Raw genomic sequence first — 26,717 nt, forward strand, 5'->3', positions numbered from 1 at the left:
CGTGGTGTTCGGGGTGTGGCGTGTGGTGCGTGGTCGCTCGTCCGCTCCGACGTCGTCCTCGGGCCGCTGTCCTCCTCGGTCCGTTGTCGTCCTCGGTCCGTTGTCGTTCTCAGGCGCGCAGCCGCAGACCTCGCGGTGTGGCGAGGAAGCCGGCGGCCTCCAGGGTGCGGCCCAGTGGGGAGGTGAGGGAGGAAGCGCCGTTGGTGCGCTCCACCGTGACCGTGCCGAGCGTCCCCGCGCGGGCCGCCGACGCGAGCGCCGCCGCCGCGGCGTGGAGGGCCGGGTCATCGGGGTCGGCGGGCCACGCGAGAAGGGATTTGCCGCCGCGCTCCATGTAGAGCGTCAGCTCGCCGTCCACGAGGACCACCAGCGCGCCCGCCTTACGCCCCGGCTTGTGTCCCGCGCCGTCCGGCGACTCGGGCCAGGAAAGGGCGGCGCCGTACGCGTTGGCGGGATCGGCCGCCGCGAGGACCAGCGCACGGGGAGCGGAGCCGGGGTCCGCACGATCGCGTGCGGTGGAGGCCGCCCTGAGCCGGTCCACGGCACCGTCCATGGCGAACTGTGCCGCCCCCAGCCCCTCGACGACATAGCCACGGCGGGCCTGCCCGCTGTCCTCGAACGCGGCGAGGATGCGGTAGACCGCCGAGAACCCGCCCTCGACGCCTTCGGCCTGCACCGCACCGCGGGTCACCACACCGTGGCGGTCCAGGAGCGTCCGAGCCAGGGCATGCGCCCGATGGGTCGGCTCGGGCTCGGCCGGGGGGAGCAGCGACCAGCGCCCCGACACGGTCGGCGGACCGGTGCGGGACGCGGGACGGGCTGCCGCCGTCAGCGACCCGTAACGGCCGCGCGGCACATTGCGTCTCGCTCGGTGTGCGGTGGAGCCGGCCGTGCGCCCTGAGCCGAGGAGTGAACGCAGGGGGGCGAGCGTGTCGTTGGTGAGGCGCCCGGACCAGACCAGGTCCCAGAGTGCGTCGGCCAGCTGTGGATCGGTGCAGTCCGGGTGGGTGGTGGCGCGGACCTGATCGGCGATCTGCCGGAAGAAGAGCCCGTACCCGCCGGAAAGGACGGTGAGAACCGACTCGTGCAACGCGGTCTCCTCCAGTGGGTGGGGCGGTGGGAGGAGCAGAGGCGCGCTGTCGGCCAGGTAGACGGACAGCCAGCCGTCCTTTCCGGGAAGTGCGCCCGCGCCCGCCCAGACGACCTCGCCGGTGGTGGTGAGCTCGTCGAGCATCGCGGGGGTGTACCCCGTGACCCGGCTCGGCAGGATCAGCTTCTCCAAGGCGGACGCGGGGACCGGGGCACCCTGCAACTGCTCGATGGCGCGGGCCAGCCCGTCGATCCCGCGCAGACTGTTGTCGCCGAGGTGCTGCCACTGGGGGAGGAATCCGGCCAGTGCGGCGGGCGGAACCGGCTCCAGTTCCTGACGGAGCGAGGCGAGCGAACGGCGGCGCAGTCGCCGCAGGACCGTGGCATCGCACCACTCCTGACCGATGCCCGCGGGGTGGAATTCGCCCTGGACGACGCGGCCGGACGCGGTAAGCCGCTGCAGCGCCCCGTCCGTGACGGCGGTGCCGAGACCGAAACGGCTTGCTGCCAGCGTGGTGGTGAACGGGCCGTGCGTACGGGCGTAACGGGCGAGGAGGTCGCCGAGCGGGTCCTTGACCGGTTCGGTGAACGCCTCCGGGACACCTACCGGAAGCGCGGTGCCGAGCGCGTCGCGCAGCCGGCCCGCGTCCTCGACGGCCGCCCAGTGCGCGGCTCCGCCGATGCGGACCTGGATGGCGCGCCGGGATGTCGCCAGCTCCGGTGCCCAGGCCGGCTCGGCGCCGCGCTCCGCCAGTTCTGCGTCGGTGAGGGGGCCGAGGACGCGCAGCAGATCGGCCACTCCTTCGACGTCCTTGATCTTCCTGTCGTCGGTCAGCCACTGGAGCTCCCGCTCCAGCTCGCCCAGGACGTCGGCGTCGAGCAGCTCGCGCAGCTCCGCCTGGCCGAGCAGCTCGGCCAGGAGATGGGAGTCGAGCGAAAGGGCTGCCGCCCGCCGCTCGGCGAGGGGCGAATCGCCCTCGTACAGGAACTGCGCGACGTAACCGAAGAGGAGCGAGCGGGCGAACGGCGAAGGCTCGGGTGTGGTCACCTCGACCAGACGGATGCGACGCGCCTCCAGATCGCCCATCAGCTCGGTGAGGCCGGGAACGTCGAAGACGTCCTGCAGACATTCGCGGACGGCCTCGAGGACGATCGGGAACGAGCCGAACTCGGAGGCCACCTGCAGCAGCTGGGACGCGCGCTGACGCTGCTGCCACAGCGGGGTGCGCTTGCCCGGGCTGCGCCGGGGCAACAGCAGGGCCCGCGCGGCGCATTCGCGGAACCGGGAGGCGAACAGAGCCGACCCGCCGACCTGTTCGGTGACGACCTGGCTGATCTCCCCCTTGTCGAACACCACATCGGTGGCCCCGACGGGCGGCTGCTCGCTGTCGTAGCCGGCGGTGGGAAAACCGGGGCCCGTATCGCCGCGTCCTGGATCGACGCCGGCCCCACCGCCCGCTTCCGCCTGGACCGGATCGAAGTCGAGGAGGTCGAGGCCCATCAGATCGGCGTCGGGCAGCCGCAGCACGATGCCGTCGTCCGCGTGCATGACCTGTGCGTCCATGCCGTACCGCTCGGAGAGGCGGGCGGACAGGGCGAGTGCCCACGGGGCGTGCACCTGGGCGCCGAACGGCGAATGCACCACGATCCGCCAGTCGCCCAGCTCGTCCCGGAACCTCTCGACGAGGACGGTGCGGTCGTCGGGGACGTGGCCGCAGGCCCGCCGCTGCTCGTCGAGGTAGGACAGGATGTTGTCCGCCGCCCAGGCATCGAGGCCGGCGGCGAGCAGCCGCAGCCTGGCGTCCTCGGCCGACAGCCCGCCGAGCTCCCGGAGGAACGCGCCCAGCGCACGGCCCAGCTCCAGCGGGCGGCCCAGCTGGTCGCCCTTCCAGAACGGCAGCCGGCCAGGGACTCCGGGGGCGGGTGAGACCAGGACCCTGTCCCTGGTGATGTCCTCGATCCGCCAGGACGTGGTGCCCAGCGTGAAGACATCGCCGACCCGGGACTCGTAGACCATCTCCTCGTCCAGCTCACCGACGCGTCCGCCGCCCTTCTTCGGGTCCGCGCCGGCCAGGAAGACGCCGAAGAGCCCGCGGTCGGGAATGGTGCCGCCCGAGGTGACGGCGAGCCGCTGGGCACCGGGGCGGCCCGTGACCGTACCGGTGACGCGGTCCCACACCACACGGGGACGCAGCTCCGCGAAGGCGTCGGACGGATAGCGTCCGGCGAGCATGTCGAGCACGGCGGTGAACGCCGACTCGGGGAGTGAGGCGAACGGAGCTGCCCGGCGGGCGAGGGCGAGCAGGTCGTCGGCCTGCCAGCTGTCGAGCGCGACCGTGGCGACGATCTGCTGGGCGAGCACGTCCAGCGGGTTGGACGGGATCCGTAGTGCCTCGATGGCGCCCTCACGCATCCGTTCGGTGACGACGGCCGCCTGGACCAGGTCGCCGCGGTACTTGGGGAAGACCACACCGGTGGACACGGCGCCGACCTGGTGTCCGGCGCGCCCCACCCGCTGCAGCCCCGAGGCTACGGACGGCGGCGACTCGACCTGGATCACCAGGTCGACGGCGCCCATGTCGATCCCCAGCTCCAGGCTGGAGGTGGCCACCACGGCGGGCAACCGGCCGGCCTTGAGATCCTCCTCGACCTGGGAGCGCTGCTCCTTGGACACCGAGCCGTGGTGGGCACGGGCGAGAAGGGCAGGCGCCCCTTTCGCGGATCCGGACTGGGCCATGAGCTCGGCGGGGGAGTGGGCCCCGGGCAGAGGCTTGCCGACCCCCGGATCCTCCTCGAACGCGGAGCCGGTCGCCCGCTCGTAGGCGATCTCGTTCAGCCGGTTGCACAGGCGTTCCGCCAGCCGCCGGGAATTGGCGAAGACGATCGTGGAGCGGTGCGACTGCACGAGATCGGCGATCCGCTCCTCGACATGGGGCCAGATCGAAGGCTTCTCCGCCTGGCCGCCCTCGTCGCCCGTAGCGGGGGAGCCGCTCAGCTCGCCGAGATCCTCCACCGGAACCACGACGGAGAGGTCGAATTCCTTGGTGGACGGGGGCTGGACGATGTCCACCCGCCGCTGCGGCGACAGGAACCGCGCGACCTCGTCGACCGGACGGACCGTCGCCGACAGCCCGATACGCCGCGCGGGCCGTGGCAACAGCTCGTCCAGACGCTCCAGGGACACGGCGAGATGGGCACCGCGTTTGGTGCCCGCGACTGCGTGCACCTCGTCCACGATCACCGTCTCGACCCCGGCCAGCGCGTCCCGGGCCGAGGAGGTGAGCATCAGGAACAGCGATTCGGGAGTGGTGATCAGGATGTCCGGGGGTTTCGTCGCCATCGAACGGCGCTCGGACGGAGGGGTGTCACCGGAACGGATCCCTACCCGCACCTCCGGCTCGGGCAGGCCCAGGCGCACCGACTCCTGACGGATCCCGGTCAGGGGGGAACGCAGATTCCGCTCCACGTCGACGGCGAGCGCCTTCATCGGCGACACGTACAGCACCCGGCAGCGCTTCTTCGCCTCGGCGGGCGGCGGGACCGCTGCGAGCCGGTCCAGGGAGGCGAGGAAGGCGGCGAGCGTCTTGCCCGATCCGGTCGGTGCGACGACCAGTACGTCCGAGCCCTCGCCGATGGCCCGCCAGGCACCCTCCTGCGCCGCGGTGGGCGCGTCGAAGGCCGCCGTGAACCAGCTGCGGGTCGCCGGCGAGAACGAATCGAGTGCGGAACCTGCCATGCCCCCCATCGTGCACCCCGCCACTGACAACGGCCGGTGGACGTGCCCGCCGCTCGCCTTCCCGGACGTCGGGCCACCTGCCGGACCTGCGAGAATACGAGGATGGCGGAGGTGGACACGACGCAGGAATGGGCGAGGCACTGGCAGTACGCGGAGCTGCCCGACCTCGATCTGCTGCGCGCCCGGTACGTCCGCCACGCCTTTCCGCGACACAGCCACGAGGGCTTCGTCCTCGCCACGGTCACGAGCGGTGTCGAGCACATCGGTCTCCCCGGCAGCACCGTGCACGCCGGACCCGGCACCGTGGTCATGATCAACCCGGGAGTGCCGCACACCGCGCGTGCCGGGGTGCCCGAGGGGTGGGCGTACGCCACGCTCTACCCGTCCGCCCAGGTGATCAACGACATCGCGGCCGACCTGACGAGCCTGCGCGGCACGGTCGGTTTCGACGAGAGCAGCGTGGTGGACCCGTATCCCGCCCGGCTGATCTCCGAAGTGCACCGGGCGGCCGAAGAGGGCAACGCCCTGGCCGCCGACAGTGTGCTGCGGGTCCTGGTCGCCCGGCTGCTCGACCGCCACGGCAGCGTGCTGCGGGCCAGGGAGTCGCACTTCGCCGGTGCCCGTGACGCGGCCCGCGCGCGGGCCGCGCTGGAGGAGCGGATGGAACGGCCGCCCACCCTGGAGGCGCTCGCGGCCGAGCTGGGCACCAGCCCGTTCGCCCTGCTGAGGGCCTTCAAGAAGCAGTACGGGATGCCCCCGCACACCTGGCTCACCGACGCGCGGGTGCGCCGTGCGCGGCGCATGCTCGACGCCGGGACCGCACCCGCCGATGCCGCCGCCGCCGTCGGCTTCACCGACCAGCCCCATCTCAACCGGCACTTCACCCGCATCGTCGGAGTTCCCCCGGGCGCCTACCGGCGCGAGCGTGCAAGAACGTACAAGACCGGCGGAGACCCGGCCCCTTAGGGTTCCGGGCGTGGCAGAGCAGACAGCACCCCCTCAGAGCACCGGCGCGCCCGAGGCGCAGGGTGTGGGCACGGAGAAGCCGGACTCGGCCGTCGTCCGGGACGCACTCGGCGTGGGCATAGCAGTGGGTCTCTCCGGATTCGCCTTCGGCGTGACCTCGGCAGGTTCCGGACTGACCCTTCTCCAGACCTGCGCGTTGAGTCTCCTCGTCTTCACCGGCGCCTCCCAGTTCGCCCTCGTGGGTGCCCTCGCGGCCGGAGGCAATCCCTACACCGCCGCGGCCGGAGCGTTCTTCCTGGGCATCCGAAACGCCTTCTACGGGCTACGGCTGTCGCAGCTCCTCGCCCTGCCCCGGCCGCTGCGCCCCCTCGCCGCGCAATGGGTCATCGACGAGACGACCGCCGTCACCCTGCCCCAGCCCAACAGGCGCGCCGCGCGCATCGGATTCACCGTCACCGGCCTCACCCTCTACACCCTGTGGAACCTGACCACGCTGGCCGGCGCGCTCGGAGCGGAAGCGCTCGGCGACACCGACGCCTGGGGGCTGGACGCGGCCGGCCCCGCGGTGTTCCTCGCTCTCCTCGCGCCGATGCTGAAGAGCACGACGGAACGCGTCACAGGGGGGCTCGCGGTCCTGCTGGTGCTGGGTCTCCTGCCGGTGCTCCCGGCGGGTGCGCCCGTGCTGGTGGCCGCGCTGGCAGCCCCGGTCGTCCTCTTCCTGCAGGGCCGAGGCCGCGACAAGAGGACCACGGACGAGACCGTCGCCGAAGGCACGACGCCCAGGGAGAGTCGATGAACATCTGGATCGCCATCGGGCTGACGGCTGCCGGCTGCTATCTCGCGAAGCTCCTGGGGCTCATGGTCCCTGCCGGAGTCCTGGAACGCCCCCTCGTGCAACGGCTGGCAGCACTCCTTCCGGTGGCGCTGCTCGCCGCTCTCACCGCCCAGCAGACCTTCGGCGACGGACAACAGCTGGTACTCGACGCCAGAGCGGCAGGGCTCGCCGCAGCGGCCCTCGCCCTCGTCCTGCGGGCTCCCTTCCTGGTCGTCGTCGGCGCCGCCGTCGTGGTCACCGCGGTCACGCGCGCCATGCTCTGAGCGGGACGGATCAACGCAGACGACGGCCGTACGCCTGGAGGGTCTGCAGAGCCTTGAGCGTCACGATCGGGCGGCCCTCAAGGGCTGTTCCCGGCGCCCACTGACGCCAGTAGACCGGCCAGCCGCCGTCCTCCCGCTGTTCGGCCGCCAGATGATCCAGGGAGCTTTCCAGTTCGCAGTCGGTGAACCAGCGGCGGGCGAGCGACCCGGGTGTGCGGGCGTAGTCGTAGGGGAAGTGGCGCTCCTCCGGGGCGTAACCGGGGGCCACCGGGTATTCCGCGCGGCGCTGCGGATCGAGCACCGCCAGCCGCTGCTCACGCACCAGTTGTCCGAGCCGGTCGGCGGCCACTTCGGCACGCGCACGGTCGGGGACGCCGTCCAGGAAGGCGACGGCGGCCTCGATCTCGTACGGATGGGACTGTTCCAGGGCGTCGACGGCCGCCCAGCAGAAGTCGGTGGCCCGGAACAGCCAGGCATGCCACACCTGATTGCGGTGGAGCAGCCCGACCACCGGGCCCGTCGCCAGCAGTTCGGCGGGTGGGTCATCGACGACGGGGATGAACGGTGCCGCGGGGTAGCCGCGCTGGGACGGGTGGAGGGCGGGCAGCGCGCCTTCCTTGGTCGACACGTCCGTCAGATAGCGGCAGATCCGCTCGATACGCGGACCACCGCAGCCACCGATCGAGTCGAGCACGCTCAGCGCATGAGCGGTGTGCAGCGGCTGACTCACCGGTCCGCGAAGATCGGGTTCGAGCGCGTGACCGTAGCCACCGTCCTCGTTGCGATAGGCGGCGAGCGCGGTTTCGACGCTGTCCGCGCCTCCTCCCAGGAAGAGATGGGCGAACCGCCGCTGTTCGAGGACGCGTGCGGTGAGCCAGATGAACTGCTCGGCGCGGGCGAGAGGGTTTGCTCCGGTTCCAGCCATGAACCGACCGTAGAGGGGAAAGGGTCGCCGACAGGGCCCTCCCGGGCCGTCTGCACTCTCAGGAGCGGGATACTGAGGGCATGCGGTTGACGATTTTCTGGGAACGGATGGCGGATCACTTCGGCGAGACGTACGCCGACTCCTTCGCACGTGATCACGTCATGGCGGAGCTCGGCGGCCGTACGGTCCACGAGGCACTGGCGGCAGGCTGGGAGGCCAAGGACGTCTGGCGCGGGGTCTGCTCGGCGGTCGGTGTGCCACCGGACAAACGCTGACCGACGCGGTCCCGTCCACCGGAACGTCCGCGTGACCTGTGTCACCTGCGTCAGTCGTTGCCGGGCGCCGACGGGCCGGGGGCCCGGCTGTCACTGCGGTGAGCGAGACTTGTCCCGTGGCACCGACAGACGAGACCGCCCAGACCCAGCCGCCCGCCTCGCCGCCCGTCCCGCCGGCCGCACCACCGAATCCACCGCAGCCCGGCACCGGCCCCGTCCGCATGCCCGGTTGGCTGCCGCGCGCGATGGTCATGGCACTGGCGCTCTACGGGTGCTTCCACCTGGGGAGCTGGGCGTTCTACCAGCTCATCGGACTGCTGACGAACGTCCTCATCGCCTTCTTCCTGGCGCTGGCCATCGAGCCGGCCGTCAGCCGCATGGCCGGACGCGGGATGCGCCGGGGGCTCGCCACCTTCCTGGTCTTCCTCGCGGTGCTGATCGCCGGGGTGGGCTTCGTCGTCCTGCTCGGCTCGATGCTCGCCGGCCAGATCGTCGACATGGTCGAGGAGTTCCCCAAGTACCTCGACTCGGTGATCAACTGGGTCAACCAGACCTTCCGGACGGAGCTCTCCCGGGTCGAGGTGCAGGACAGTCTGCTGCACTCCGACTGGCTCCAGAAGTACGTGCAGAACAGTGCGACCGGCGTGCTCGACGTCTCCACCACCGTGCTCGGCGGGCTGTTCCGGCTGCTGATGATCTTCCTGTTCTCGTTCTACTTCGCTGCCGACGGGCCCCGGCTGCGGCGCGCGCTGTGCTCCGTGCTGCCGCCCTCCCGGCAGACCGAGGTGCTGCGAGCCTGGGAGATCGCCGTCGACAAGACCGGTGGCTACATCTACTCGCGCGGACTGATGGCGCTCATCTCAGGCGCGGCCCACTACGTCCTGCTGGTGGTACTCGGTGTGCCCTACGCACCGGCACTGGCGGTCTGGGTCGGCCTCGTCTCGCAGTTCATCCCCACGATCGGTACGTATCTGGCCGGGGCGCTGCCCATGCTGATCGCCTTCACGGTCGATCCCTGGTACGCGTTGTGGGTCCTCGGTTTCGTCGTGGTCTACCAGCAGTTCGAGAACTACGTGCTGCAGCCGAAGCTCACGTCCAAGACGGTCGACATCCACCCCGCGGTCGCCTTCGGCTCGGTGGTCGCGGGCACCGCGCTGATGGGTGCGGTCGGGGCGCTGATCGCGATCCCGGCCGTCGCGACGCTCCAGGCGTTCCTGGGCGCGTATGTGAAGCGCTACGACGTGATGGACGACCCGAGGGTGCAGGGCGGCCACCGCTGGCGCCGTGGCGAGCCGGTGCTGTCGAGGATCCGCCGCGCGGTGCGGGGCGGCGAGGGTGGCGGCGGCCGGGCGGGCGGCGACCGGTGACATCGGCCGGCAGACCTGGCTGCGTCGTGGGCCACCACTCTTGATCCTCCACGAGATCAACGTGGAGCCCGTCATATTTTAATTGACTTACTCGCTGTTGACTGCTAGGGGCGGCTACTCTCGGGCGTGTCAGCCCGGTGCGGTGCGCTTGACACTGAAATCGAACATCCATTCTCATGAGATTCCGGCCGGGTTTTGCCGGACCCGGCTGTGGAGTTGTCCACAGGCCGGGAGGACGTCGAGGCCCATTGTCAGTGGCAGGGGTTAGCGTCTGTGACGTGAAGCGATCGACTCAAGCAAATCGGGTGGAACCCATGGCAGGAACCGACCGCGAGAAGGCGTTGGACGCCGCACTCGCACAGATTGAACGGCAATTCGGTAAGGGCGCGGTGATGCGCCTCGGTGAGCGGCCGAACGAGCCGATCGAGGTGATCCCCACCGGGTCCACCGCGCTCGACGTCGCGCTCGGCGTCGGTGGTCTGCCGCGCGGCCGCGTGGTGGAGGTGTACGGACCGGAGTCCTCCGGCAAGACGACGCTGACGCTGCACGCCGTGGCGAACGCGCAGAAGCTCGGCGGCTCGGTGGCGTTCATCGACGCGGAGCACGCTCTGGACCCTGAGTACGCGAAGAAACTCGGCGTCGACATCGACAACCTCATCCTCTCGCAGCCGGACAACGGCGAGCAGGCGCTGGAGATCGTGGACATGCTGGTCCGCTCCGGTGCACTGGACCTGATCGTCATCGACTCCGTCGCGGCCCTGGTGCCCCGTGCGGAGATCGAGGGTGAGATGGGCGACTCGCACGTGGGTCTGCAGGCCCGTCTGATGAGCCAGGCACTCCGCAAGATCACCAGCGCGCTCAACCAGTCCAAGACCACCGCCATCTTCATCAACCAGCTCCGCGAGAAGATCGGGGTGATGTTCGGCTCCCCGGAGACCACGACCGGTGGCCGGGCACTGAAGTTCTACGCCTCGGTGCGTCTGGACATCCGCCGGATCGAGACGCTGAAGGACGGCACGGACGCCGTGGGCAACCGCACCCGCGTCAAGGTCGTCAAGAACAAGGTGGCGCCGCCGTTCAAGCAGGCCGAATTCGACATCCTCTACGGCCAGGGCATCAGCCGTGAGGGCGGTCTGATCGACATGGGCGTGGAGCACGGCTTCGTCCGCAAGGCCGGCGCCTGGTACACGTACGAGGGCGACCAGCTCGGACAGGGTAAGGAGAACTCCCGCAACTTCCTCAAGGACAACCCCGACCTCGCCAACGAGATCGAGAAGAAGATCCTCGACAAGCTCGGCGTCGGTGTCCGTCCGGAGGAAGCGGCGCCGGAGCCCGCGGCCGATGCCGCCGGTGCCCCGGCCGAGGGAGCGGCCAAGTCGGTGCCGGCTCCCGCGACCAAGGCCAAGCCCGCCAAGACCGCAGCCGCCAAGAGCTAGGCCGTGACGCGTCGCACGGAGTGGCCGGGCACCGACGCCGGTGCGGGTCCCGGCCCCGAGTACGCCGCAGAGCCGTCCGGGGGTCTCCCGGAGCCCGGCCGGGGGGCCGGGTTCGGCGAGGGGGCGGGCCGTCGTTCCCGCTCCCGTTCCAGAAGCAGCGGTTCCCCTTCCTCGTCGAGGGCCGAGAAGGGGGAACCGCGAGACCCGGTCGAACAGGCGCGCAACATCTGCCTCCGGCTGCTGACCGGGACCCCGCGTACCCGACAGCAGCTGGCGGACGCGCTGCGCAAGCGGGAGATCCCCGACGAGGCGGCGGAAGAAGTGCTCTCGCGGTTCGAGGACGTGAGGCTGATCGACGACGCGGCGTTCGCGGACGCCTGGGTCGAGTCCCGGCACCACGGCAGAGGGCTGGCCCGTCGTGCCCTCGTGCGGGAGCTGCGCACCAAAGGGGTGGACCCGGCGGTGATCGACGAGGCAGTCGGGCAGCTCGACCCCGAACAGGAGGAGGAGACCGCCAGGGAGCTCGTCGCGCGAAAGCTCCGCTCCACCCGGGGGCTGGACCGCGACAAGCGCCTGCGACGGCTCGCGGGCATGCTCGCCCGCAAGGGATACGGCGAGGGGATGGCCCTGCGCGTGGTGCGTCAGGCGATCGAGGCAGAGGGGGAGGACACGGAAGGGCTGGACGAGCCCTTCTGACCGGCGAACGGGGGCGAACCGGGGGAACGCGCGGGCGAACCGGGGTAACGCGCGGACGATGGGCGAACCGAGGTAACGCGCGGACGATGGGCGAATGGGGGAACGCGCCGGACGGTGGGCGCGGGGGAGCGCGGTGGCGCTCGGCGGGGAGTGGCGGGGGTCAGGAAGTGGGCGTACAGACCACATGAACGGGCCTGCGGCGGTGGCGGAGGGGGCCACCGCCGCCACCGTCAGCTGTTGGCAGCCTGCGCTCGGTGTCGGCCGGGGCCGCCCGTCGGCCTGGCTCAGTGCCCTGCCAGGGATGCCCGGCGGATCGTGGCGTCGATCAGGGCCAGCGCGTCTGCGGCGGTGCGGCCCGGCTGACGGTTCCAGGGGCCGATCAGACCGGTCCAGCCCACCGAGCGCAGCTCGGTGACGATCCAGGCCCCGGCACGGTCGACGGTGTCGAGCGACCCGTAGCCGAGCCGGTGGGCGGTCAGCATCGCCCCGCAGAGGCAGCGTGCACCACGGGCGTTGCGCAGACGGTAGGGGGTGTTCTGCCAGCCCCACTCGGTCAGGATCTGCCGCGCGTAGCCGAGATGGGTCGACGGGCGGACATCGGGCTGTCCGATGCGCCGCCATGCGTGCAGGTGTTCGGGCAGCACGGCGCCGAGGCGCCCTGGCAGAGGGCGCTCCTGAGGCTGCCGCGCGGGCAAGGTCCGCAGGGAGTCCTCGATGAGCTGGTCGACGGGCACGGACAGCAGAGCCCGCCAGCCGGCCGGGTTGGCGGGCCGTGCCTCACCGTCCGATACGGACGCGGGGGACGCAGGGGGCACGGGGGACGCAGGGGACGCAGGGGACGCAGGGGACGCAGGGGACGCGGGCTCGTGGGCGGTGCGCTCCCAGCCTGTGACGATGAGCTGCCAGGCGTCCGTGTCGTGGAGCCGGGAGGCCTGTGCGTCGAGCTGGTCCGGGCTGAGCTGAGCGGTTTCCATCGGCGCGGCATCTCCGTACATTCCGATCCTCAGTGATGAGGCGAATGTCCGTCGCGCGGGGCGAACGCTCCACCGGAGAGCAGCGTTCGGGTGGGTCAGGGAATCATTCGGGTCCCGCGAACAGCCGAATGGCCGGTGACAGCGCCACCGGCCATTCGGTCACGTGCTTCCGGTCAGAGGACGACGACCGGGAGCCCGGCAGCGCGCCACGCCTGGAAACCGCCGGTGAGATCCGTGACCCGGTGCAGTCCCAGCTGACGCAGGGAGGCGACCGCGAGACTCGAGGCATAGCCCTCGTTGCAGATCACCACGACCCGCAGATCGTGGCTCACGGCCTGCGGGGCACGGTGGCTGCCCTGAGGATCGAGCCGCCACTCCAGCTCGTTGCGCTCGACCACCAGAGCTCCGGGGATCACACCGTCCTTCTCGCGGAGCGCCGCGTAGCGGATGTCGACCAGCAGCGCGCCTTCCGCAGCCGCGGCCGCAGCCTCCTGGGGACCGATCCGCTCGTAGCCGGCCCGCACCCGGGCGAGCAGTTCGTCGATGCCCACCGGTTCCTGAGGCCCTTGGTCCCCGCCGCTCACTGCCAGTCCTCCGGGCGCTCGGTCTGCTCCAGGCGCAGTACCGCCCCCGTACGGCTGTAGCGGCGGATCTGCGGCAGGGGCGGGTAGTACGCGTGTACCGACACGGCGTGTTCGTGGCCGGACTCGTTGAGTACCTCGTGGACGTGGTGCCGGCCGAAGGCCCTGCCTCGGCCGGTCGCCAGGAGCCGGGTGCGGTCGACGCCCTCGCTCAGTTCGAGGGTCTTCCAGCCGTCGGTGGGCAGCCGGGCGGCCAGCGAGTGCTCCCTGAGGGAACCGGAGGCGACGGTGAACGCCCCCGTCGACTCGGCGTGGTCGTGCCAGCCGGTGCCCGTACCGGGCGGCCAGCTGATCAGCCACGCCTCGCTGCCGCCGGGGCCCTCGAGCCGGAGCCAGGTGCGCCCCTCGGGATCGAGCGGGAGCGAGGCGATGAGCGCGGTGTCCTCCGCGGTCCGGCGGACGAAGTCGAGCAGCTCCGCCTCGGTCGGGGCCGACGGGCCGGCGTCGGCGGCGGGCGTGGACAGAGCAGAAGAGGGAGAAGACACGGGGACCGTCCTGAGAGTTCGCGTGGAAGCACGGCCGGGCGGAAACAGCACGGCGTGCCGGGAGAGGCGATTCAGCAGGACGGACGACACACGCAGCCCGCATAGCGGACGAGGTCCATATGGACCCTCCGCCACAGGCGCACATCGGTGTCGTTCATGATCTGGAGTACACCATGTGCGCCTGTGGCGGTCAATTGACGTCCGCAGCCCGGTCGGAGCTCGTGGTGGTGCGCTCTTGGTCGTCGTGCGCCGTGTCCGCGCCACCCCCGCGCGCCGCGTCGGCCGCCGCGAGGAGCTCGGCGGGCCGCACTCCACTGAAGGCGGCCACGAGATGCCCGTCCGGCCTGACAAGTAACACCGTGTGGGCTGTCGCCCCCGGGTAGCTCTCGGTCACCAGCAGCTCGGCCTTCACGGGGAGGGCGTCCACCGCGTCGACGAGCCGGGGCATGACACCCGCGGTCAGCCAGTGCCGCCGGTCCCACACCCCGGTGCCCGGAGCGACCAGGATCACCAGCAGGTGCCCCAGGCCCAGCCGCTCGCGCAGCCGCACCGTCTCCCCGTCGGGCGCGGTCACCCGCACATCGGCGACCGGCGCACCGGGAGCAGTCCCCACCGTTGCGTGACCTTCGGCGCGTTGAGGTGAAAGGGGGGAGTGCGTGTACGAGGGGGGCGCACCCAGGGGCCCGCATCCCAGATGGCCATCGGCCAGCAATGTGTCGTGTCCGCGTGCGGCGCCCGGTACGAGTGTCCGGAGACCCGCTCCGCCCCGCAGTATCGGCAGCGACTGGTCGGCGGCACGCAGCCGGGAGGCCACGGCGGCCCTGCGCTCGGCCTGGTAGCTGTCGAGCAGAAGATCGGAGGCGCCCTGGTGCCAGGCCTGAGCCAGCTTCCAGGCCAGGTTCTCGGCGTCCCGCAACCCCTCGTCCAGTCCTTGCGTGCCGAGCGCGCCCAGCAGGTGGGCGGCGTCACCGGCGAGAAAGGCACGCTTGGACCGCCACCGCCTGGCCAGCCGGTGGTGCAGCGTGTACACACCCGTGTCCAGCAGTTCGTAGGCCGGCGTCTCGCCGCACCAGCCTTCGAGGGTGTCACGGATGCGGGTGATCAGGGCGTCGGGGGTGACGAGTTCGCCGCGCGGCGGAAGAAGCCAGTCCAGCCGCCAGACGTCGTCGGGCAGCGGCCGGGCGGTGACCTCGGCGCCACCCGTACGCCACGGCGGAGACCGGTGCAGCAGAGCTTCGCCGGGCCAGGGCAGTGGGGCACGGAGCGCCGCGACGGCGTGCCGTTCCACCGCCGTACGACCGGGGAATCTGATGTCCAGGAGCTTGCGTACGGTGGACCGCGCGCCGTCGCATCCCACCAGGTAACTTCCGCGCCACCAGGTCGATCCGGGCTCCCTGGTATGCACGGTGACGCCGCGCGGGTCCTGCTCCAGGGTGTCGATCCGGCTGAACGGCACCATGGTGACCAGGTCCTGCGCGGTGACCGCTGCCCGCAGCCCGCCGGTGAGCGCGTGTTGCGGCAGATGGACGGGGGAGGGCAGCGGAACGGTGCCCTCCCCCTCGCCGAGGGGGACCGCCCGCACCAGTTGCTTGCGCCGCACCGACCGCCAGCCGGCCCACCGCAGCCCGTCGCCGTGGAGCGCGGAACAGCCGAGCCGTTCCACCAGGCCCGCGGTGTCCTCACGCAGCACGACGGTGCGGGCGGGACGTGGTTCGTCCTTGCCCGGCCCTTCGTCGAGGAGGACGGAGGGAACGCCTTGTGCGGCGAGGGCGAGTGACAGTGCCAGCCCGACCGGCCCGGCGCCGACGACGATCACCGGGTCCACGGCGTGATCCCTCCGGTCCTGATCGTGCAGGTCGCGAAGGCCGTCGCGAAGGGCATGGAGGTAGTGGAGGCCGTGGAGCTCGCAGGGGAGGGAGGAGGCGCGGCGGCGGTGCTTCGAGACGCGATCACAGAACGAATGCAACCCACTGCCGCTGCTTGCGTCAAGCGACAGTGGGACGGGAGGCCCGCGTTGCCACCCCACGCAACCCACGCGGCTCCCGTGCCTCCGGCGGTCCCGGGAGATCGGACACCGCGAGCGGCATGCGGCACCGGGTGCGCCGGGAACCAGGACAGCCCGCCGGCGTACCGGCGGGCTGTCCTGAACGTAAGGACGTATGAGGGCGTACGGTGCGTCACCCGTTACGGGAGATGCCCCGCGCGCGACCTGTCAGTCCTTCTTGTCGATCTTGCCGATGGTGTCGTTCCCCTCGGGGCCGTCCTCGGCCTGGGGGCCCGAGAGGCTGCCGGCGGGCGGGATCGCCGGCGTCGCGGCCGCGGCCGCGACCGTAATACCGGTCTTGGCCCGCCGCCCGCGCTTCTCGATCCAGGTGGCGAGCGCCGACAGGACCAGACACATCGCCACATAGATCGTGCCGATGACGGCGATGGTCGAGACGTACGGGTACTGGGAGTTGACCTGCGTGTTGGAAGCGATCAGACGCGCCGTCTGGAGCAGCTCCGGGTACAGGATGATGAAGCCGAGCGAGGTGTCCTTGAGGGTCACCACCAGCTGGCTGATGATCGTCGGCAGCATCGCGCGGATCGCCTGCGGCATCAGCACGTTGACCATGACCTGGGTCTTGCCCATCCCGAGGGCGTACGCGGCTTCGCTCTGGCCCTTGGGCACGGAGTTGATGCCCGCGCGCAGTACCTCGGCCTGGACGCAGCCGTTGTAGACCGACAGTCCGAGCGCCAGGGCCCACATCGAGTAGTCGGTGAGGAAGCCGACCCAGATGGCGTAGATGGTGATCAGCAGCGGGATCGAACGGAAGAGTTCGATGAACGCGATGGCGAACCAGCGGACCGGCCTGTGGTCGGAGAGCCGGCCGACGGCCAGCAGCACGCCGAGGACCACTGAGCCGACCGCCGCCAGACCGAAGGCCTTGAGCGTGGCGAGCACGGCGTCGGCGATGTTCTGCCGGATGCCCGCGTAGTTGAAGATGTCCCACATCTCGGGGGCGAGGTGCCCCTTTTCGGACAGCCGCACCACGCTGACCGCGATCAGGGCCAGGATCGCGAGGCTTCCGGCCACGGCGTAGATCCTGTTGCGGACGGCGGCCTTGGGGCCCGGTGCGTCGTAGAGAACGCTGGCGCTCATCGGGCGACCTCCATGCGGCGCTCCAGCAGCCGGAAGAGACCGCTGATGGCGAACGTGACGACCAGGTAGCCGAGGGCCACCCAGATGAAGACGGGCGTGATCTCGTATCCCCGGTCGCTCATCAGCTTCTGCCACCCGAAGAGTTCGGTGACGCTGAAGGCGCCGGCGATCGCCGAGTTCTTCGTGAGCGCGATGAAGATGCTGCTCATCGGCGGGATGACGGACCTGGTGGCCTGCGGGAGAACCACGATCCGCAGGGTCTGGGCGAACGTCATTCCGATGGAGCGCGCGGCCTCGGCCTGCCCCAGGGGAACGGTGTTGATGCCCGAACGGACGGCTTCACACACGAAGGACGAGGTGTAGAAGCCGAGCGCCAGGGAGCCGAGCAGGAAGGGGCTCATGCCCGGGAAGAGGATCTCCGGCACCACGAAGAAGAAGATCAGGAAGAGAAGCGTCAGCGGGGTGTTGCGCAGCAGGGTCACCCAGGCGGTGCCGAAGTAGCGCAGTGGTGGCACAGGGGACACCCGGCAGCCGGCGATGGCGACACCCAGGACAAGGGCGATGACCGAACTGATGACGGTGATCGACACAGTGCCTATGAAGCCGTCGCGGAATTCCGGGAAGTTGTCGAGCAATACGTTCATGGGGTCTCCGCGTCGGCGGTCAGCGGCATCAGGGCAGGGGAAGGAGCGCCCCGTACGCCGTCGTGCTCAGGGACGGCGGCGTACGGGACGCCTCGCTCACGCGCGTGGCGTCAGTGACAGGACGTCAGCGACGGAGCTGTGTCAGTAGCTCTCGATGGCCGGCGGCTCGGTGTACTCCGAACCGGACAGGCCCAGGGTGGCGTCGTAGATCTTCTTGTACGTGCCGTCCTTGATGTGGGTGTCCAGCGACTTGTTGATCGCGTCGCGGAGCACCTTGTCGTCCTTGTCCAGGCCGATGCCGTAGGGCTCGTCGGTGAACGGCTTGCCGACGACCTTGAGCTTGCCGGAGTTGGCGGCGGCGTAACCCTTGAGGATCGAGTCGTCGGTGGTGACCGCGTCGACCTGCTTGGTCAGGAGCTGCTGGACGCAGTCCGAGTACTTGGCCAGCTCGACGACCTGCGCGCCGTACTCCGGCTTCTTGATCTCCTGGAGCGGGGTGGAACCCACGATCGAGCAGACCTTCTTGTCCTTCACCGACTCCTTGCCGGTGATGGACGTCTCGTCCTTGCGCACCAGCAGGTCCGCGCCGGCCTTGTAGTACGGGCCCGCGAAGCCGACCTGCTTCTTGCGCTCGTCGTTGATCGTGTAGGTGCCGACGAAGTAGTCGACCTGGCCCTTGGAGATGGCCGTCTCGCGGATGCCCGAGTCGACGGTCTTCCACTCGATCTGCTTCTCCGTGAAGCCGAGGTCGGCCGCGATCATCCTGGCGATCTCGATGTCGAAGCCGGAGCGCTCCTTGGTCGACTGGTCCTCGAAGCCGAGGTACGGCTGGTCGGCCTTGGCGCCGATGACCAGCTTGCCGCGCTTCTTCGCCTCCTTGAAGACCGGCGAGTCCAGGTCGACACCAGTCGCGACGGTGTACGTCGGAAGCTTCGGGGCCTCCGAGGAACCGGGCTTGACGCCCGACGGCTTGTCGCCGGCGGAGCCCTCCTTGCCGCCGCACGCGGTCGCGGTCAGAGCGAGCACAGCGATGGCCGCAACGGCGGCCGACTTGCGGAGCTTCATGTCAAAAATCCTCGTGTCGTAGGTCGTCGGTATCAGTGGTGAAGGATCTTCGACAGGAAGTCCTTGGCACGGTCGCTGCGCGGATTGCTGAAGAACTGGTCGGGAGTCGCCTCTTCGACGATCTTCCCGTCCGCCATGAAGACCACCCGGTTCGCGGCCGAACGGGCAAAGCCCATCTCGTGGGTGACGACGACCATGGTCATCCCCTCGCGTGCCAGTTGCTGCATGACCTCGAGCACTTCGTTGATCATCTCAGGGTCGAGCGCCGATGTGGGCTCGTCGAAGAGCATGACCTTGGGGTCCATCGCCAGCGCACGTGCGATCGCGACGCGCTGCTGCTGACCGCCTGAGAGCTGCGCCGGGTACTTGTCCGCCTGCACGCCGACCCCTACGCGGTCGAGCAGGGCCCGGGCCTTCTCCTCGGCGGCCTTCTTGTCCGTCCCACGGACCTTGATCTGGCCCAGCATCACATTCTCGAGCACCGTCTTGTGTGCGAAGAGATTGAACGACTGGAAGACCATGCCGACATCGGCGCGCAGCCTGGCCAGCGCCTTGCCCTCCTGGGGCAACGGCTTGCCGTCGATCGTGATCGCGCCCGAGTCGATCGTCTCCAAGCGGTTGATCGTGCGGCACAGCGTGGACTTCCCGGACCCGGAGGGTCCGATGACTACGACGACCTCGCCGCGGGCGATGGTCAGATCGACGTCCTGGAGCACATGCAGCGCGCCGAAGTGCTTGTTGACGTTGCTCAGTACGACAAGGTCGTCCTCCGCGGGTGCGGCATCCTCGGCGGCCTTGGTCACTGAAACTCCGCTCATCGGCTTCATGCTCCGTCCTCCTCGGTTAGAAGGACCCTAGTGAGGCGGTGCTACCAGCGTCATTACATCTGAGCGGAAATTGAGCATAACGATCCGGCCGCAGACGGACACATCGCGTGAACGGGACGTCATGGGACGCGCGCCGGCGTACCGGGTGGGTAACGGAAACCTGGTGGTAATGGGGAGGGACTTGACTGACGTACCTGTCATCGGCGTGGATGCCCTGGTACGGGGATGACGTGAATCACTGCTGTACGGCAAGGTCCGTCAGGTGGAACACCGGTGGATCGTCACGCACGGTCCGCCGTCGTCACGCACGAAGGACATGACCGGACATGAACTGCAGAGGGGGGCCATGAGACTGCTGCTCGTCGAGGACGACGACCACGTCGCCGCTGCCCTGTCGGCCGTGCTCGCGCGGCACGGCTTCCAGGTCGTGCACGCCCGCAGCGGCGAGGAGGCCCTGCAGGCGCTGCTGCCTGCGCACAAGGAGCCCTTCGGGGTCGTACTCCTCGATCTCGGCCTGCCCGACCAGGACGGCTACGAGGTGTGCGGCAAGATCCGTAAGCGCTCGGCGATCCCGGTGATCATGGTGACCGCGCGCTCCGACGTCCGTTCGCGGATCCACGGCCTCAACCTCGGCGCCGACGACTACGTCGTGAAGCCGTACGACACCGGTGAGCTCCTGGCCCGGATCCACGCCGTCGCCCGGCGCCGGACCGCCGGTGAGGACACCGGAGCGACCCCGCTCGCGGCCCTGCGGATCGGCCAGGTCCGCATCGAGCTGCCCACGCGCCGGGTCAGTGTCGAAGGGCAGGAGGTCCAGCTCACCCGCAAGGAGTTCGACCTGCTCGCGCTGCTGGCCCAGCGCCCCGGAGTGGTCTTCCGCCGTGAGCAGATCATCAGCGAGGTGTGGCGGACGAGCTGGGAGGGAACGGGACGCACCCTGGAGGTGCACGTCGCGTCGCTGCGCTCCAAGCTGCGGCTTCCCGCACTGATCGAGACCGTACGCGGCGTCGGATACCGGCTCGTTCCCCCGTCGGCCTGAGGACGTACACCTCCCGTGCGCACCCGCCTGCTTCCCCTGCTCATCATCCTGATGGCCGCCGTGCTGCTCGCCCTCGGCTTCCCGCTGGCCGTGCGTGAGGCCGCCGCCGAGCAGCAGCGGGTCGTCATCGACCGGATCGACGACACCGCGCGTTTCTCCGCGCTGGCCCAGTTCGTCGACGAGCCCGTCCGGGGCGCCGAGGAACGGCAGAGGATCCTGCAGACCGAACTCGAGGCCTACGACTCGGTGTACGGGATCCGGGCCGGGGTCTTCTACCGGGACGACAGAGCCCTCGCCAAAGCCCCCGCGTCCTGGACCCTCCCCACCGAGGGAGAGGGCCGCGAGGCCTTCGCGGAGGCCCTCCTGGGCCGCCGCTCCCACGACCCGCCGCAGGTCTGGCCCTGGCAGGACAACCGGATCGTCGTCGCCTCCCCGGTCGTACGGGACGGGGATGTGATCGCCGTGGTCGTGACCGACTCGCCCACCGGCGACATGCGGTCCCGGACCCTGCGCGGCTGGCTGCTCATCGCCCTCGGGGAGGTCGCGGCCATGCTCGTGGCGGTCGGCGCCGCGTTCCGTCTCACCGGATGGGTGCTCCTGCCCGTAGGGGTCCTGGACGCGGCGGCCCACGACATCGCGAGCGGCCGGATGAGGTCCCGTGTCGCCGCGTCCGGCGGGCCTCCGGAGCTCCGGCGCCTGGCCCGCTCGTTCAACGAGATGGCCGACAACGTCGAGGACGTGCTGGAGCAGCAGCGCGCCTTCGTCGCCGACGCCTCGCACCAGTTGCGCAACCCGCTGGCCGCGCTGCTGCTCCGGATCGAGCTCCTCGCGCTCGAACTCCCCGAAGGGAACGAGGAGATCGCCTCGGTCCGCACGGAGGGCAAGCGTCTCGCCCAGGTGCTGGACGACCTGCTGGACCTGGCGCTGGCCGAGCACCCGGCGGCGGACCTCCAGCTGACGGACATCGCCGCGCTCACCGCCGAGCGGATCGCCTCGTGGCGCCCGCTGGCCGAGGAGAAGGGTGTGCGGCTGACGCTGGACGGGGTGCCCGCGATGACCGGCTGGGCGGATCCGATCGCCCTCTCCAGCGCGCTGGACGCCGTCATCGACAACGCGCTGAAATTCACCCCCGAGGGCCAGGAGGTCCGGGTCACGACGGGATCGGACGGCGAGGGCGCCACGGTCGCCGTCGCCGATCGGGGCCCCGGCCTGACCGAGCAGGAGCTGGAGCGCGTCGGCGACCGCTTCTGGCGCAGCGGGCGGCACCAGAACATCAAGGGGTCGGGTCTCGGCCTCTCCATCTCGCGTGCCCTGCTCACGGCGGGCGGCGGATCGATCCGCTACGAGACGCACGAGCCGCACGGCCTGCGCGTCACGGTCACCGTGCCGCGCGATCCTCCGTCGGCGTGAGCCCCGCACCGGACCGTCAGGGCTTGGCCGAGCGGTAGTAGCGCTTGGCTCCCTCGTGCAGCGGGAGCGGATCGGTGTAGATCGCGGTCCGCAAATCCACCAGCTGTGCCGAGTGCACCTCGCGGCCGATCCGGTCCCGGCTGTCGATCACGGTCCGGGTGAACGCCTCGGTCGTCAGCGGATCCGTACGGTCCGTGGTGATCAGCAGATTGGAGACCGCGACCGTGCGCACGGGCTGACCCTGTTGCGCGTGCAGATAGGCGTCGGCCGGCATCACGGCCGAGCGGTAGTAGCGCGTGGACCCGCCCGCCGACTGGAGTTCGGTGATCAGCTCGTCGTCCAGCGGTATCAGCCGGATCGCGAACTTCTCCGAGAGGTCCTGCACCGCGCCGGTCGGCAGCCCGCCGGACCAGAAGAAGGCGTCCAGCCGGCCCTCCATCAGCCTCGCCGGCATCGTGTCGATCCCGGCATGGACGGGAGTGATGTCCTCGCCCGGGTGGACGCCCGCCGCGTCCATCAGCCGGTCCGCGACGAGCAGCACCCCCGAGCCCTTCTGCCCCACTCCGACCCGCTTGCCCCGCAGATCGGCGACCTCACGGATGTCGGAGTCCCGCGGCACGACCAGCTGGACGTAGTCGTCGTAGAGACGGACACAGCCGCGCAGCCGCTCACTGCCCGGCTTCCCGCTCTGCAGGTAGGTGGCGACGGCGTCGGCGGTGGCGATGGTGAAGTCGGCCTTACCCGTCGCGACCCGTTCGATGTTCTGCTGCGAGCCCTCGCTGGTCTGCAGTTGTATCGACACCTTGGGCATGTCCTTGGCGAGCGCGCCCTCCAGCCGCTGCCCGTAGCGCTGGTAGACCCCGCTCCGTACGCCGGTGGAGAAGGTGAGCGAACCGCTCGGCTCCTCCTCCCCGATGGGAAGCACCCACCACAGCAGCAGTCCGAGCGCGACCACGGCGGCGGCGCCTCCTTGAAGGGTGCGTCGCCGGCCCGACCGGGACAGTGCGTGCAGCATGCCGCGATCCTGCCAGGCCGTGCCCCGTCCTGGCCAGGCCTGACCTGGGGCACGGGCTCCGGCGGCGGGAGAGGTGCTGTCACCGCCTACCCTTGTCCCATGACCAGCGGCAACCGGAGCGAAGCAGTGGACGTCCAGAAGAGCTACGAGGTACGCACTTACGGGTGCCAGATGAACGTCCACGACTCGGAACGCTTGTCGGGGCTGCTGGAGGGCGCCGGATACGTGCGCGCCCCCGAGGGATCCGACGGTGACGCCGATGTGGTCGTCTTCAACACCTGCGCGGTGCGCGAGAACGCCGACAACAAGCTCTACGGCAACCTGGGCCGCCTCGCCCCGATGAAGACGAAGCGCCCCGGGATGCAGATCGCCGTGGGCGGCTGTCTTGCACAGAAGGACCGCGACACCATCGTCCGGCGGGCCCCCTGGGTGGACGTCGTCTTCGGTACGCACAACATCGGCAAGCTGCCGGTTCTGCTGGAGCGCGCCCGGGTCCAGGAGGAGGCCCAGGTCGAGATCGCCGAGTCCCTGGAGGCGTTCCCCTCGACCCTTCCCACCCGTCGCGAGTCCGCGTACGCCGCGTGGGTGTCGATCTCCGTGGGCTGCAACAACACCTGCACCTTCTGCATCGTCCCCGCGCTGAGGGGCAAGGAGAAGGACCGCCGCACCGGCGACATCCTGGCCGAGATCGAGGCCCTCGTCGCCGAGGGGGTCAGCGAGATCACGCTGCTCGGCCAGAACGTGAACGCCTACGGGTCCGACATCGGTGACCGCGAGGCCTTCTCCAAGCTGCTGCGGGCCTGTGGCTCGATCGAGGGCCTGGAGCGCGTCCGCTTCACCTCGCCCCACCCGCGTGACTTCACCGACGACGTGATCGCGGCGATGGCCGAGACGCCGAACGTGATGCCCCAGCTGCACATGCCGATGCAGTCGGGCTCGGACACGATCCTCAAGGCCATGCGCCGCTCGTACCGCCAGGAGCGCTTCCTCGGGATCATCGAGAAGGTGCGTGCCGCCATGCCGGACGCCGCCATCTCCACCGACATCATCGTCGGCTTCCCCGGGGAGACCGAGGAGGACTTCGAGCAGACCATGCACGCCGTGCGCGAGGCCCGCTTCACGAACGCCTTCACCTTCCAGTACTCCAAGCGCCCCGGGACCCCGGCCGCCGACATGGACGGGCAGATCCCCAAGGAGGTCGTCCAGGAGCGCTACATGCGCCTGTCCGCCCTCCAGGAGGAGATCTCCTGGGAGGAGAACAAGAAGCAGGTCGGCCGTGTCCTGGAGGTCATGGTCGCGGAGGGCGAGGGCCGCAAGGACGGTGCCACGCACCGGCTCTCCGGCCGTGCGCCCGACAACCGTCTGGTGCACTTCACCAAGCCGCCCCAGGACGTACGCCCCGGGGACGTGGTGACCGTCGAGGTCACCTACGCCGCCCCTCACCACCTGCTCGCCGAAGGCGCGCCCCTGGGCGTCCGGCGCACCCGGTCGGGCGACGCCTGGGAGAAGCGCACCGCGACACCCGCCGACCGGCCTGCCGGAGTCATGCTGGGCCTGCCGGGCATCGGCGCGCCCGTCCCGCTGCCCGCGGCCGCCACCCCGGGATGCGGCTGCGACTGAGTACGCTGACCGGCATGCTTGTCGCCGCCGCCGTCTGTCCCTGCCCGCCGCTCCTGGTGCCCGAGGTGGCCTCGGGAGCCGGGCCCGAGCTCGACGCCGCGAGGAACGCGAGCCTCGACGCGCTGGGCGTCCTCGCCGCCGCGCGGCCCGGTCTGCTGGTCGTGGCCGGGCCCGCCGGGCCGGATGAGAGCGGGCCGTTCCCGGCGGGTTCGGCCGGCTCCTTCGCCGGATTCGGCGTCGATCTGGCCGTGCGGCTCGGCGAAGTACCCGCCGGGGCCCCCGCACCGCAGCGCCCGCTCCCGGTCTCCCTCGCCGTCGGTGCCTGGCTGCTGGGCCACACCCGGTGGGACGGCGCTCCGGTCGAAGGGCTCGGCGTGGAGGAGTCACTCGCCGCCGGCCGCTGCCTGCGGGCCGGGGCGGACCTGGCGGCCAGGGCGGAGCGGGTGGCCCTGCTGGTCATGGGCGACGGCAGCGCCTGCCGTACGGTCAAGGCACCCGGCTATCTGGACGACAGGGCGGCGGACTTCGACGCCGCGGCGTCCCGCGCGCTGGGCGGTGCGGACCTCGCCGCGCTGAGCGCTCTGGACGAGTCGCTCGCGTACGAACTGAAGGCGGCGGGCAGGGCCCCCTGGCAGGTGCTCGCAGGTGCGGCCCGAGGCGCGGGACTCGGCGGGCAGCTGCTGTACGAGGACGCCCCGTACGGCGTGGGATACACCGTCGCGGCTTGGTCGTGACCCCGTCCCCGGCCCTTCGACGGTATGGATGAGGGCCGTGGAGCGACAGTGCTCCACGGCCCTCGATTCCGCTGAGGCCCCGGATCAGGGGGCGGGCGGCGGCGGTGTACCGCCCTGGTTCTTGTGGCCGAGGCGGTCGACCGCCTCCTTGGCCTTCTGCGTACCGGTCACGATCTTGTCGCTGTACTTGCCCTTGGTCCTTTGGTCGACCGTGCGGGCAGCCTTGTCGAGGCCTTGGTCGATCTTGTCCCCGTGCTGCTGCGCGAGGTCGCCGACCTTTTCCTTGGCCGGGGCCAGCTTGGCCTTCAGGTTGTCCAGGAAACCCATGGGTCACCTTCCGTGCTGGGGGACTGTGGTCACATTTTACTCGTCCGAGAGCAAACGTGCGTGACTCGCCGTGTCCGTCCGCGCCGGTGGACCGGGACGTCCGCACCGGACCGAGCGGAAGACCACTCAGTCTCTTCCGGTCGGGGCGCGCCTCGAAGTTTGGGAGACTGTCCCGGTGAGAAGAGCAGCTCCCGCCCCCCGCGTCATCACCGTCGTCGGTCCCACCGCGGCCGGAAAGTCCGATCTGGGCGTGTTCCTCGCCCAGCAGCTCGGCGGGGAAGTGGTCAACGCCGACTCCATGCAGCTCTACCGGGGCATGGGCATCGGCACCGCGAAGCTCACTCTTCCCGAGCGGGCCGGCGTTCCGCACCACCTGCTGGACATCTGGGACGTGACCGAGGCCGCGAGTGTCGCCGAGTACCAGCGGCTCGCCCGCAACGAGATCGACCGGCTGCTGGCCGAAGGACGGACTCCCGTCCTGGTCGGCGGTTCAGGTCTCTACGTGAAGGGCGCGATCGACGCCCTCGAATTCCCGGGAACGGACCCCGACGTACGCGCCAGGCTCGAGCAGGAACTCACGGAGCACGGCTCCGGTGCCCTGCACGCCCGGCTCGCGGCCGCGGACCCCGCTGCCGCCCGTGCCATCCTGGCCGGCAACGGGCGCCGTATCGTCCGCGCCCTGGAGGTCATCGAGATCACCGGCAAGCCCTTCACCGCCAACCTCCCGGGCGAGGAAGCGGTCTACGACGCCCTGCAGATCGGTGTGGACGTCGAACGCCCCGAACTCGACGAACGGATCCGCACCCGCGTGGACCGGATGTGGGAGGCCGGACTCGTGGACGAGGTGCGCGACCTGGAGACCCGGGGACTGCGCGAGGGGCGCACCGCCTCACGCGCGCTCGGCTACCAGCAGGTGCTCGCGGCGCTCGCGGGGGAGTGCACCGAGAGCGAGGCGCGAACCGAGACCGTACGCGCCACCAAACGCTTCGCGCGCCGTCAGGACTCGTGGTTCCGGCGCGACCCGCGCGTCCGGTGGCTGAGTGGTGCCGAGGAACAGCGCGAAGAACTCCCGCGCCGAGCGCTGGCATTGGTCGAACGAGCGGTCACAGCCTGATCACGTGATGGCATCGGGTAGCTCCGCCCGTCATTTCGGCGGCCGGGGCCGTGCCATCATCGAGCATCGATCGACCAGTGGAGTCCGAGTTG

At 70.5% G+C, this 26,717-nt stretch carries 25 protein-coding genes; 12 read left to right on the forward strand and 13 right to left on the reverse strand.

What is annotated here, in order from left to right; translation table 11 throughout:
- Window positions 1-109 precede the first annotated feature (109 nt).
- Window positions 110-4,825, reverse strand: coding sequence for a DEAD/DEAH box helicase (locus tag ACFYQ5_RS29390; protein ID WP_389201896.1), 4,716 nt, complete (start codon window positions 4,823-4,825; stop codon window positions 110-112).
- Between the two features lie 102 nt (window positions 4,826-4,927).
- Between ACFYQ5_RS29390 and ACFYQ5_RS29395 the strand changes: the two genes are divergently transcribed.
- Genes ACFYQ5_RS29395 through ACFYQ5_RS29405 form a run of 3 tightly spaced genes read left to right on the forward strand, consistent with a single transcriptional unit; the run spans window position 4,928 to window position 6,889 of the window.
- Window positions 4,928-5,791, forward strand: a complete 864-nt coding sequence (locus ACFYQ5_RS29395) for an AraC family transcriptional regulator (RefSeq protein ID WP_389201897.1) — start codon at window positions 4,928-4,930, stop codon at window positions 5,789-5,791.
- 10 nt (window positions 5,792-5,801) lie between these two features.
- Window positions 5,802-6,587: an AzlC family ABC transporter permease gene (locus tag ACFYQ5_RS29400; protein ID WP_389201898.1), complete on the forward strand. Its 786-nt coding sequence runs from the start codon at window positions 5,802-5,804 to the stop codon at window positions 6,585-6,587.
- Complete coding sequence (locus tag ACFYQ5_RS29405) at window positions 6,584-6,889, forward strand: AzlD domain-containing protein (protein WP_389201899.1); 306 nt, start codon at window positions 6,584-6,586, stop codon at window positions 6,887-6,889. Before ACFYQ5_RS29400 ends, ACFYQ5_RS29405 begins: the two co-directional genes overlap by 4 nt.
- A 10-nt stretch (window positions 6,890-6,899) precedes the next feature.
- On the opposite strand, the gene ACFYQ5_RS29410 is transcribed toward ACFYQ5_RS29405, so the two are convergent.
- Entirely contained in the window at window positions 6,900-7,814 is a 915-nt protein-coding gene (locus ACFYQ5_RS29410; protein ID WP_389201900.1) for a hypothetical protein, read from the reverse strand.
- An 80-nt stretch (window positions 7,815-7,894) separates the two neighbouring features.
- Here ACFYQ5_RS29410 and ACFYQ5_RS29415 point away from each other — a divergent pair, with 80 nt between their 5' ends.
- From ACFYQ5_RS29415 to recX, 4 genes are all read left to right on the forward strand, one after another.
- On the forward strand, window positions 7,895-8,089 hold the full coding sequence (locus ACFYQ5_RS29415) for a DUF3046 domain-containing protein (protein ID WP_099176446.1): 195 nt from the start codon (window positions 7,895-7,897) through the stop codon (window positions 8,087-8,089).
- A 221-nt stretch (window positions 8,090-8,310) separates the two neighbouring features.
- Window positions 8,311-9,456 carry an AI-2E family transporter gene (locus ACFYQ5_RS29420; protein ID WP_389202015.1) on the forward strand — a complete coding sequence of 382 codons (1,146 nt, stop codon included), beginning with the start codon at window positions 8,311-8,313 and terminating at the stop codon, window positions 9,454-9,456.
- 314 nt (window positions 9,457-9,770) lie between these two features.
- Window positions 9,771-10,892 carry a recombinase RecA gene (recA, locus tag ACFYQ5_RS29425; RefSeq protein WP_389201901.1) on the forward strand — a complete coding sequence of 374 codons (1,122 nt, stop codon included), beginning with the start codon at window positions 9,771-9,773 and terminating at the stop codon, window positions 10,890-10,892.
- Window positions 10,893-10,895: 3 nt separating this feature from the next.
- Window positions 10,896-11,588: a recombination regulator RecX gene (recX, locus tag ACFYQ5_RS29430; RefSeq protein ID WP_389201902.1), complete on the forward strand. Its 693-nt coding sequence runs from the start codon at window positions 10,896-10,898 to the stop codon at window positions 11,586-11,588.
- Window positions 11,589-11,872: 284 nt separating this feature from the next.
- Here recX and ACFYQ5_RS29435 read toward each other — a convergent pair whose 3' ends face one another.
- The 9 genes from ACFYQ5_RS29435 to ACFYQ5_RS29475 form a co-directional block, all read right to left on the reverse strand.
- Window positions 11,873-12,562 (reverse strand): hypothetical protein, encoded by a 690-nt coding sequence (locus ACFYQ5_RS29435; protein ID WP_389201904.1) that lies wholly within the window; start codon window positions 12,560-12,562, stop codon window positions 11,873-11,875.
- A 173-nt stretch (window positions 12,563-12,735) separates the two neighbouring features.
- On the reverse strand, window positions 12,736-13,146 hold the full coding sequence (locus tag ACFYQ5_RS29440) for a rhodanese-like domain-containing protein (RefSeq protein WP_389201905.1): 411 nt from the start codon (window positions 13,144-13,146) through the stop codon (window positions 12,736-12,738).
- Window positions 13,143-13,688 carry a cysteine dioxygenase gene (locus tag ACFYQ5_RS29445; RefSeq protein ID WP_389201907.1) on the reverse strand — a complete coding sequence of 182 codons (546 nt, stop codon included), beginning with the start codon at window positions 13,686-13,688 and terminating at the stop codon, window positions 13,143-13,145. The genes ACFYQ5_RS29440 and ACFYQ5_RS29445 overlap by 4 nt, the downstream gene beginning before the upstream one ends.
- Window positions 13,689-13,759: 71 nt before the next feature.
- On the reverse strand, window positions 13,760-13,846 hold the full coding sequence (locus tag ACFYQ5_RS29450) for a putative leader peptide (protein ID WP_312845644.1): 87 nt from the start codon (window positions 13,844-13,846) through the stop codon (window positions 13,760-13,762).
- Between the two features lie 32 nt (window positions 13,847-13,878).
- Window positions 13,879-15,513 (reverse strand): FAD-dependent monooxygenase, encoded by a 1,635-nt coding sequence (locus ACFYQ5_RS29455; RefSeq protein ID WP_389201908.1) that lies wholly within the window; start codon window positions 15,511-15,513, stop codon window positions 13,879-13,881.
- A gap of 387 nt (window positions 15,514-15,900) precedes the next feature.
- Entirely contained in the window at window positions 15,901-16,830 is a 930-nt protein-coding gene (locus ACFYQ5_RS29460) for an amino acid ABC transporter permease (protein WP_389201910.1), read from the reverse strand.
- Window positions 16,827-17,474: an amino acid ABC transporter permease gene (locus tag ACFYQ5_RS29465; RefSeq protein WP_389201912.1), complete on the reverse strand. Its 648-nt coding sequence runs from the start codon at window positions 17,472-17,474 to the stop codon at window positions 16,827-16,829. The genes ACFYQ5_RS29460 and ACFYQ5_RS29465 overlap by 4 nt, the downstream gene beginning before the upstream one ends.
- Window positions 17,475-17,615: 141 nt before the next feature.
- The gene (locus ACFYQ5_RS29470) at window positions 17,616-18,539 is read right to left on the reverse strand and encodes a glutamate ABC transporter substrate-binding protein (RefSeq protein WP_389201913.1); all 924 of its coding nucleotides are present in this window, start codon (window positions 18,537-18,539) and stop codon (window positions 17,616-17,618) included.
- A gap of 32 nt (window positions 18,540-18,571) precedes the next feature.
- Window positions 18,572-19,357, reverse strand: coding sequence for an amino acid ABC transporter ATP-binding protein (locus tag ACFYQ5_RS29475; RefSeq protein ID WP_389201914.1), 786 nt, complete (start codon window positions 19,355-19,357; stop codon window positions 18,572-18,574).
- A 355-nt stretch (window positions 19,358-19,712) separates the two neighbouring features.
- Here ACFYQ5_RS29475 and ACFYQ5_RS29480 point away from each other — a divergent pair, with 355 nt between their 5' ends.
- Both ACFYQ5_RS29480 and ACFYQ5_RS29485 read left to right on the forward strand, forming a co-directional pair.
- Window positions 19,713-20,405, forward strand: coding sequence for a response regulator transcription factor (locus tag ACFYQ5_RS29480; protein WP_389201916.1), 693 nt, complete (start codon window positions 19,713-19,715; stop codon window positions 20,403-20,405).
- Window positions 20,406-20,420: 15 nt separating this feature from the next.
- Window positions 20,421-21,815 carry an ATP-binding protein gene (locus ACFYQ5_RS29485; protein WP_389201917.1) on the forward strand — a complete coding sequence of 465 codons (1,395 nt, stop codon included), beginning with the start codon at window positions 20,421-20,423 and terminating at the stop codon, window positions 21,813-21,815.
- A 16-nt stretch (window positions 21,816-21,831) separates the two neighbouring features.
- On the opposite strand, the gene ACFYQ5_RS29490 is transcribed toward ACFYQ5_RS29485, so the two are convergent.
- Entirely contained in the window at window positions 21,832-22,830 is a 999-nt protein-coding gene (locus ACFYQ5_RS29490; protein ID WP_389201919.1) for a TAXI family TRAP transporter solute-binding subunit, read from the reverse strand.
- A 99-nt stretch (window positions 22,831-22,929) separates the two neighbouring features.
- Here ACFYQ5_RS29490 and miaB point away from each other — a divergent pair, with 99 nt between their 5' ends.
- Together miaB and ACFYQ5_RS29500 are read left to right on the forward strand one after the other, a co-directional pair.
- Window positions 22,930-24,450, forward strand: coding sequence for a tRNA (N6-isopentenyl adenosine(37)-C2)-methylthiotransferase MiaB (miaB, locus tag ACFYQ5_RS29495; protein WP_389201921.1), 1,521 nt, complete (start codon window positions 22,930-22,932; stop codon window positions 24,448-24,450).
- A gap of 14 nt (window positions 24,451-24,464) precedes the next feature.
- Window positions 24,465-25,184, forward strand: a complete 720-nt coding sequence (locus ACFYQ5_RS29500) for a class III extradiol dioxygenase subunit B-like domain-containing protein (protein WP_389201924.1) — start codon at window positions 24,465-24,467, stop codon at window positions 25,182-25,184.
- A gap of 84 nt (window positions 25,185-25,268) precedes the next feature.
- On the opposite strand, the gene ACFYQ5_RS29505 is transcribed toward ACFYQ5_RS29500, so the two are convergent.
- The gene (locus tag ACFYQ5_RS29505; RefSeq protein WP_389201925.1) at window positions 25,269-25,511 is read right to left on the reverse strand and encodes an antitoxin; all 243 of its coding nucleotides are present in this window, start codon (window positions 25,509-25,511) and stop codon (window positions 25,269-25,271) included.
- Window positions 25,512-25,686: 175 nt separating this feature from the next.
- On the opposite strand from ACFYQ5_RS29505, the gene miaA reads away from it, so the two are divergent.
- Entirely contained in the window at window positions 25,687-26,625 is a 939-nt protein-coding gene (gene miaA / locus ACFYQ5_RS29510) for a tRNA (adenosine(37)-N6)-dimethylallyltransferase MiaA (protein ID WP_389201927.1), read from the forward strand.
- Window positions 26,626-26,717 lie beyond the last annotated feature (92 nt).

The organism is Streptomyces sp. NPDC005794, from assembly GCF_042871445.1.
In the GTDB taxonomy this organism is placed as follows: Bacteria; Actinomycetota; Actinomycetes; order Streptomycetales; family Streptomycetaceae; genus Streptomyces.

Coding starts and splice junctions, on each gene's coding strand:
- ACFYQ5_RS29435 (WP_389201904.1), bottom strand. CDS start 12,562: ATGGAAACCGCTCAGCTCAGCCCGGACCAGCTCGACGCACAGGCCTCC.
- ACFYQ5_RS29390 (WP_389201896.1), bottom strand. CDS start 4,825: ATGGCAGGTTCCGCACTCGATTCGTTCTCGCCGGCGACCCGCAGCTGG.
- recA (WP_389201901.1), top strand. CDS start 9,771: ATGGCAGGAACCGACCGCGAGAAGGCGTTGGACGCCGCACTCGCACAG.
- ACFYQ5_RS29405 (WP_389201899.1), top strand. CDS start 6,584: ATGAACATCTGGATCGCCATCGGGCTGACGGCTGCCGGCTGCTATCTC.
- ACFYQ5_RS29410 (WP_389201900.1), bottom strand. CDS start 7,814: ATGGCTGGAACCGGAGCAAACCCTCTCGCCCGCGCCGAGCAGTTCATC.
- miaB (WP_389201921.1), top strand. CDS start 22,930: ATGACCAGCGGCAACCGGAGCGAAGCAGTGGACGTCCAGAAGAGCTAC.
- ACFYQ5_RS29470 (WP_389201913.1), bottom strand. CDS start 18,539: ATGAAGCTCCGCAAGTCGGCCGCCGTTGCGGCCATCGCTGTGCTCGCT.
- ACFYQ5_RS29450 (WP_312845644.1), bottom strand. CDS start 13,846: ATGAACGACACCGATGTGCGCCTGTGGCGGAGGGTCCATATGGACCTC.
- ACFYQ5_RS29480 (WP_389201916.1), top strand. CDS start 19,713: ATGAGACTGCTGCTCGTCGAGGACGACGACCACGTCGCCGCTGCCCTG.
- ACFYQ5_RS29395 (WP_389201897.1), top strand. CDS start 4,928: ATGGCGGAGGTGGACACGACGCAGGAATGGGCGAGGCACTGGCAGTAC.
- ACFYQ5_RS29475 (WP_389201914.1), bottom strand. CDS start 19,357: ATGAGCGGAGTTTCAGTGACCAAGGCCGCCGAGGATGCCGCACCCGCG.
- ACFYQ5_RS29505 (WP_389201925.1), bottom strand. CDS start 25,511: ATGGGTTTCCTGGACAACCTGAAGGCCAAGCTGGCCCCGGCCAAGGAA.
- ACFYQ5_RS29465 (WP_389201912.1), bottom strand. CDS start 17,474: ATGAACGTATTGCTCGACAACTTCCCGGAATTCCGCGACGGCTTCATA.
- ACFYQ5_RS29460 (WP_389201910.1), bottom strand. CDS start 16,830: ATGAGCGCCAGCGTTCTCTACGACGCACCGGGCCCCAAGGCCGCCGTC.
- ACFYQ5_RS29420 (WP_389202015.1), top strand. CDS start 8,311: ATGCCCGGTTGGCTGCCGCGCGCGATGGTCATGGCACTGGCGCTCTAC.
- ACFYQ5_RS29490 (WP_389201919.1), bottom strand. CDS start 22,830: ATGCTGCACGCACTGTCCCGGTCGGGCCGGCGACGCACCCTTCAAGGA.
- ACFYQ5_RS29500 (WP_389201924.1), top strand. CDS start 24,465: ATGCTTGTCGCCGCCGCCGTCTGTCCCTGCCCGCCGCTCCTGGTGCCC.
- ACFYQ5_RS29415 (WP_099176446.1), top strand. CDS start 7,895: ATGCGGTTGACGATTTTCTGGGAACGGATGGCGGATCACTTCGGCGAG.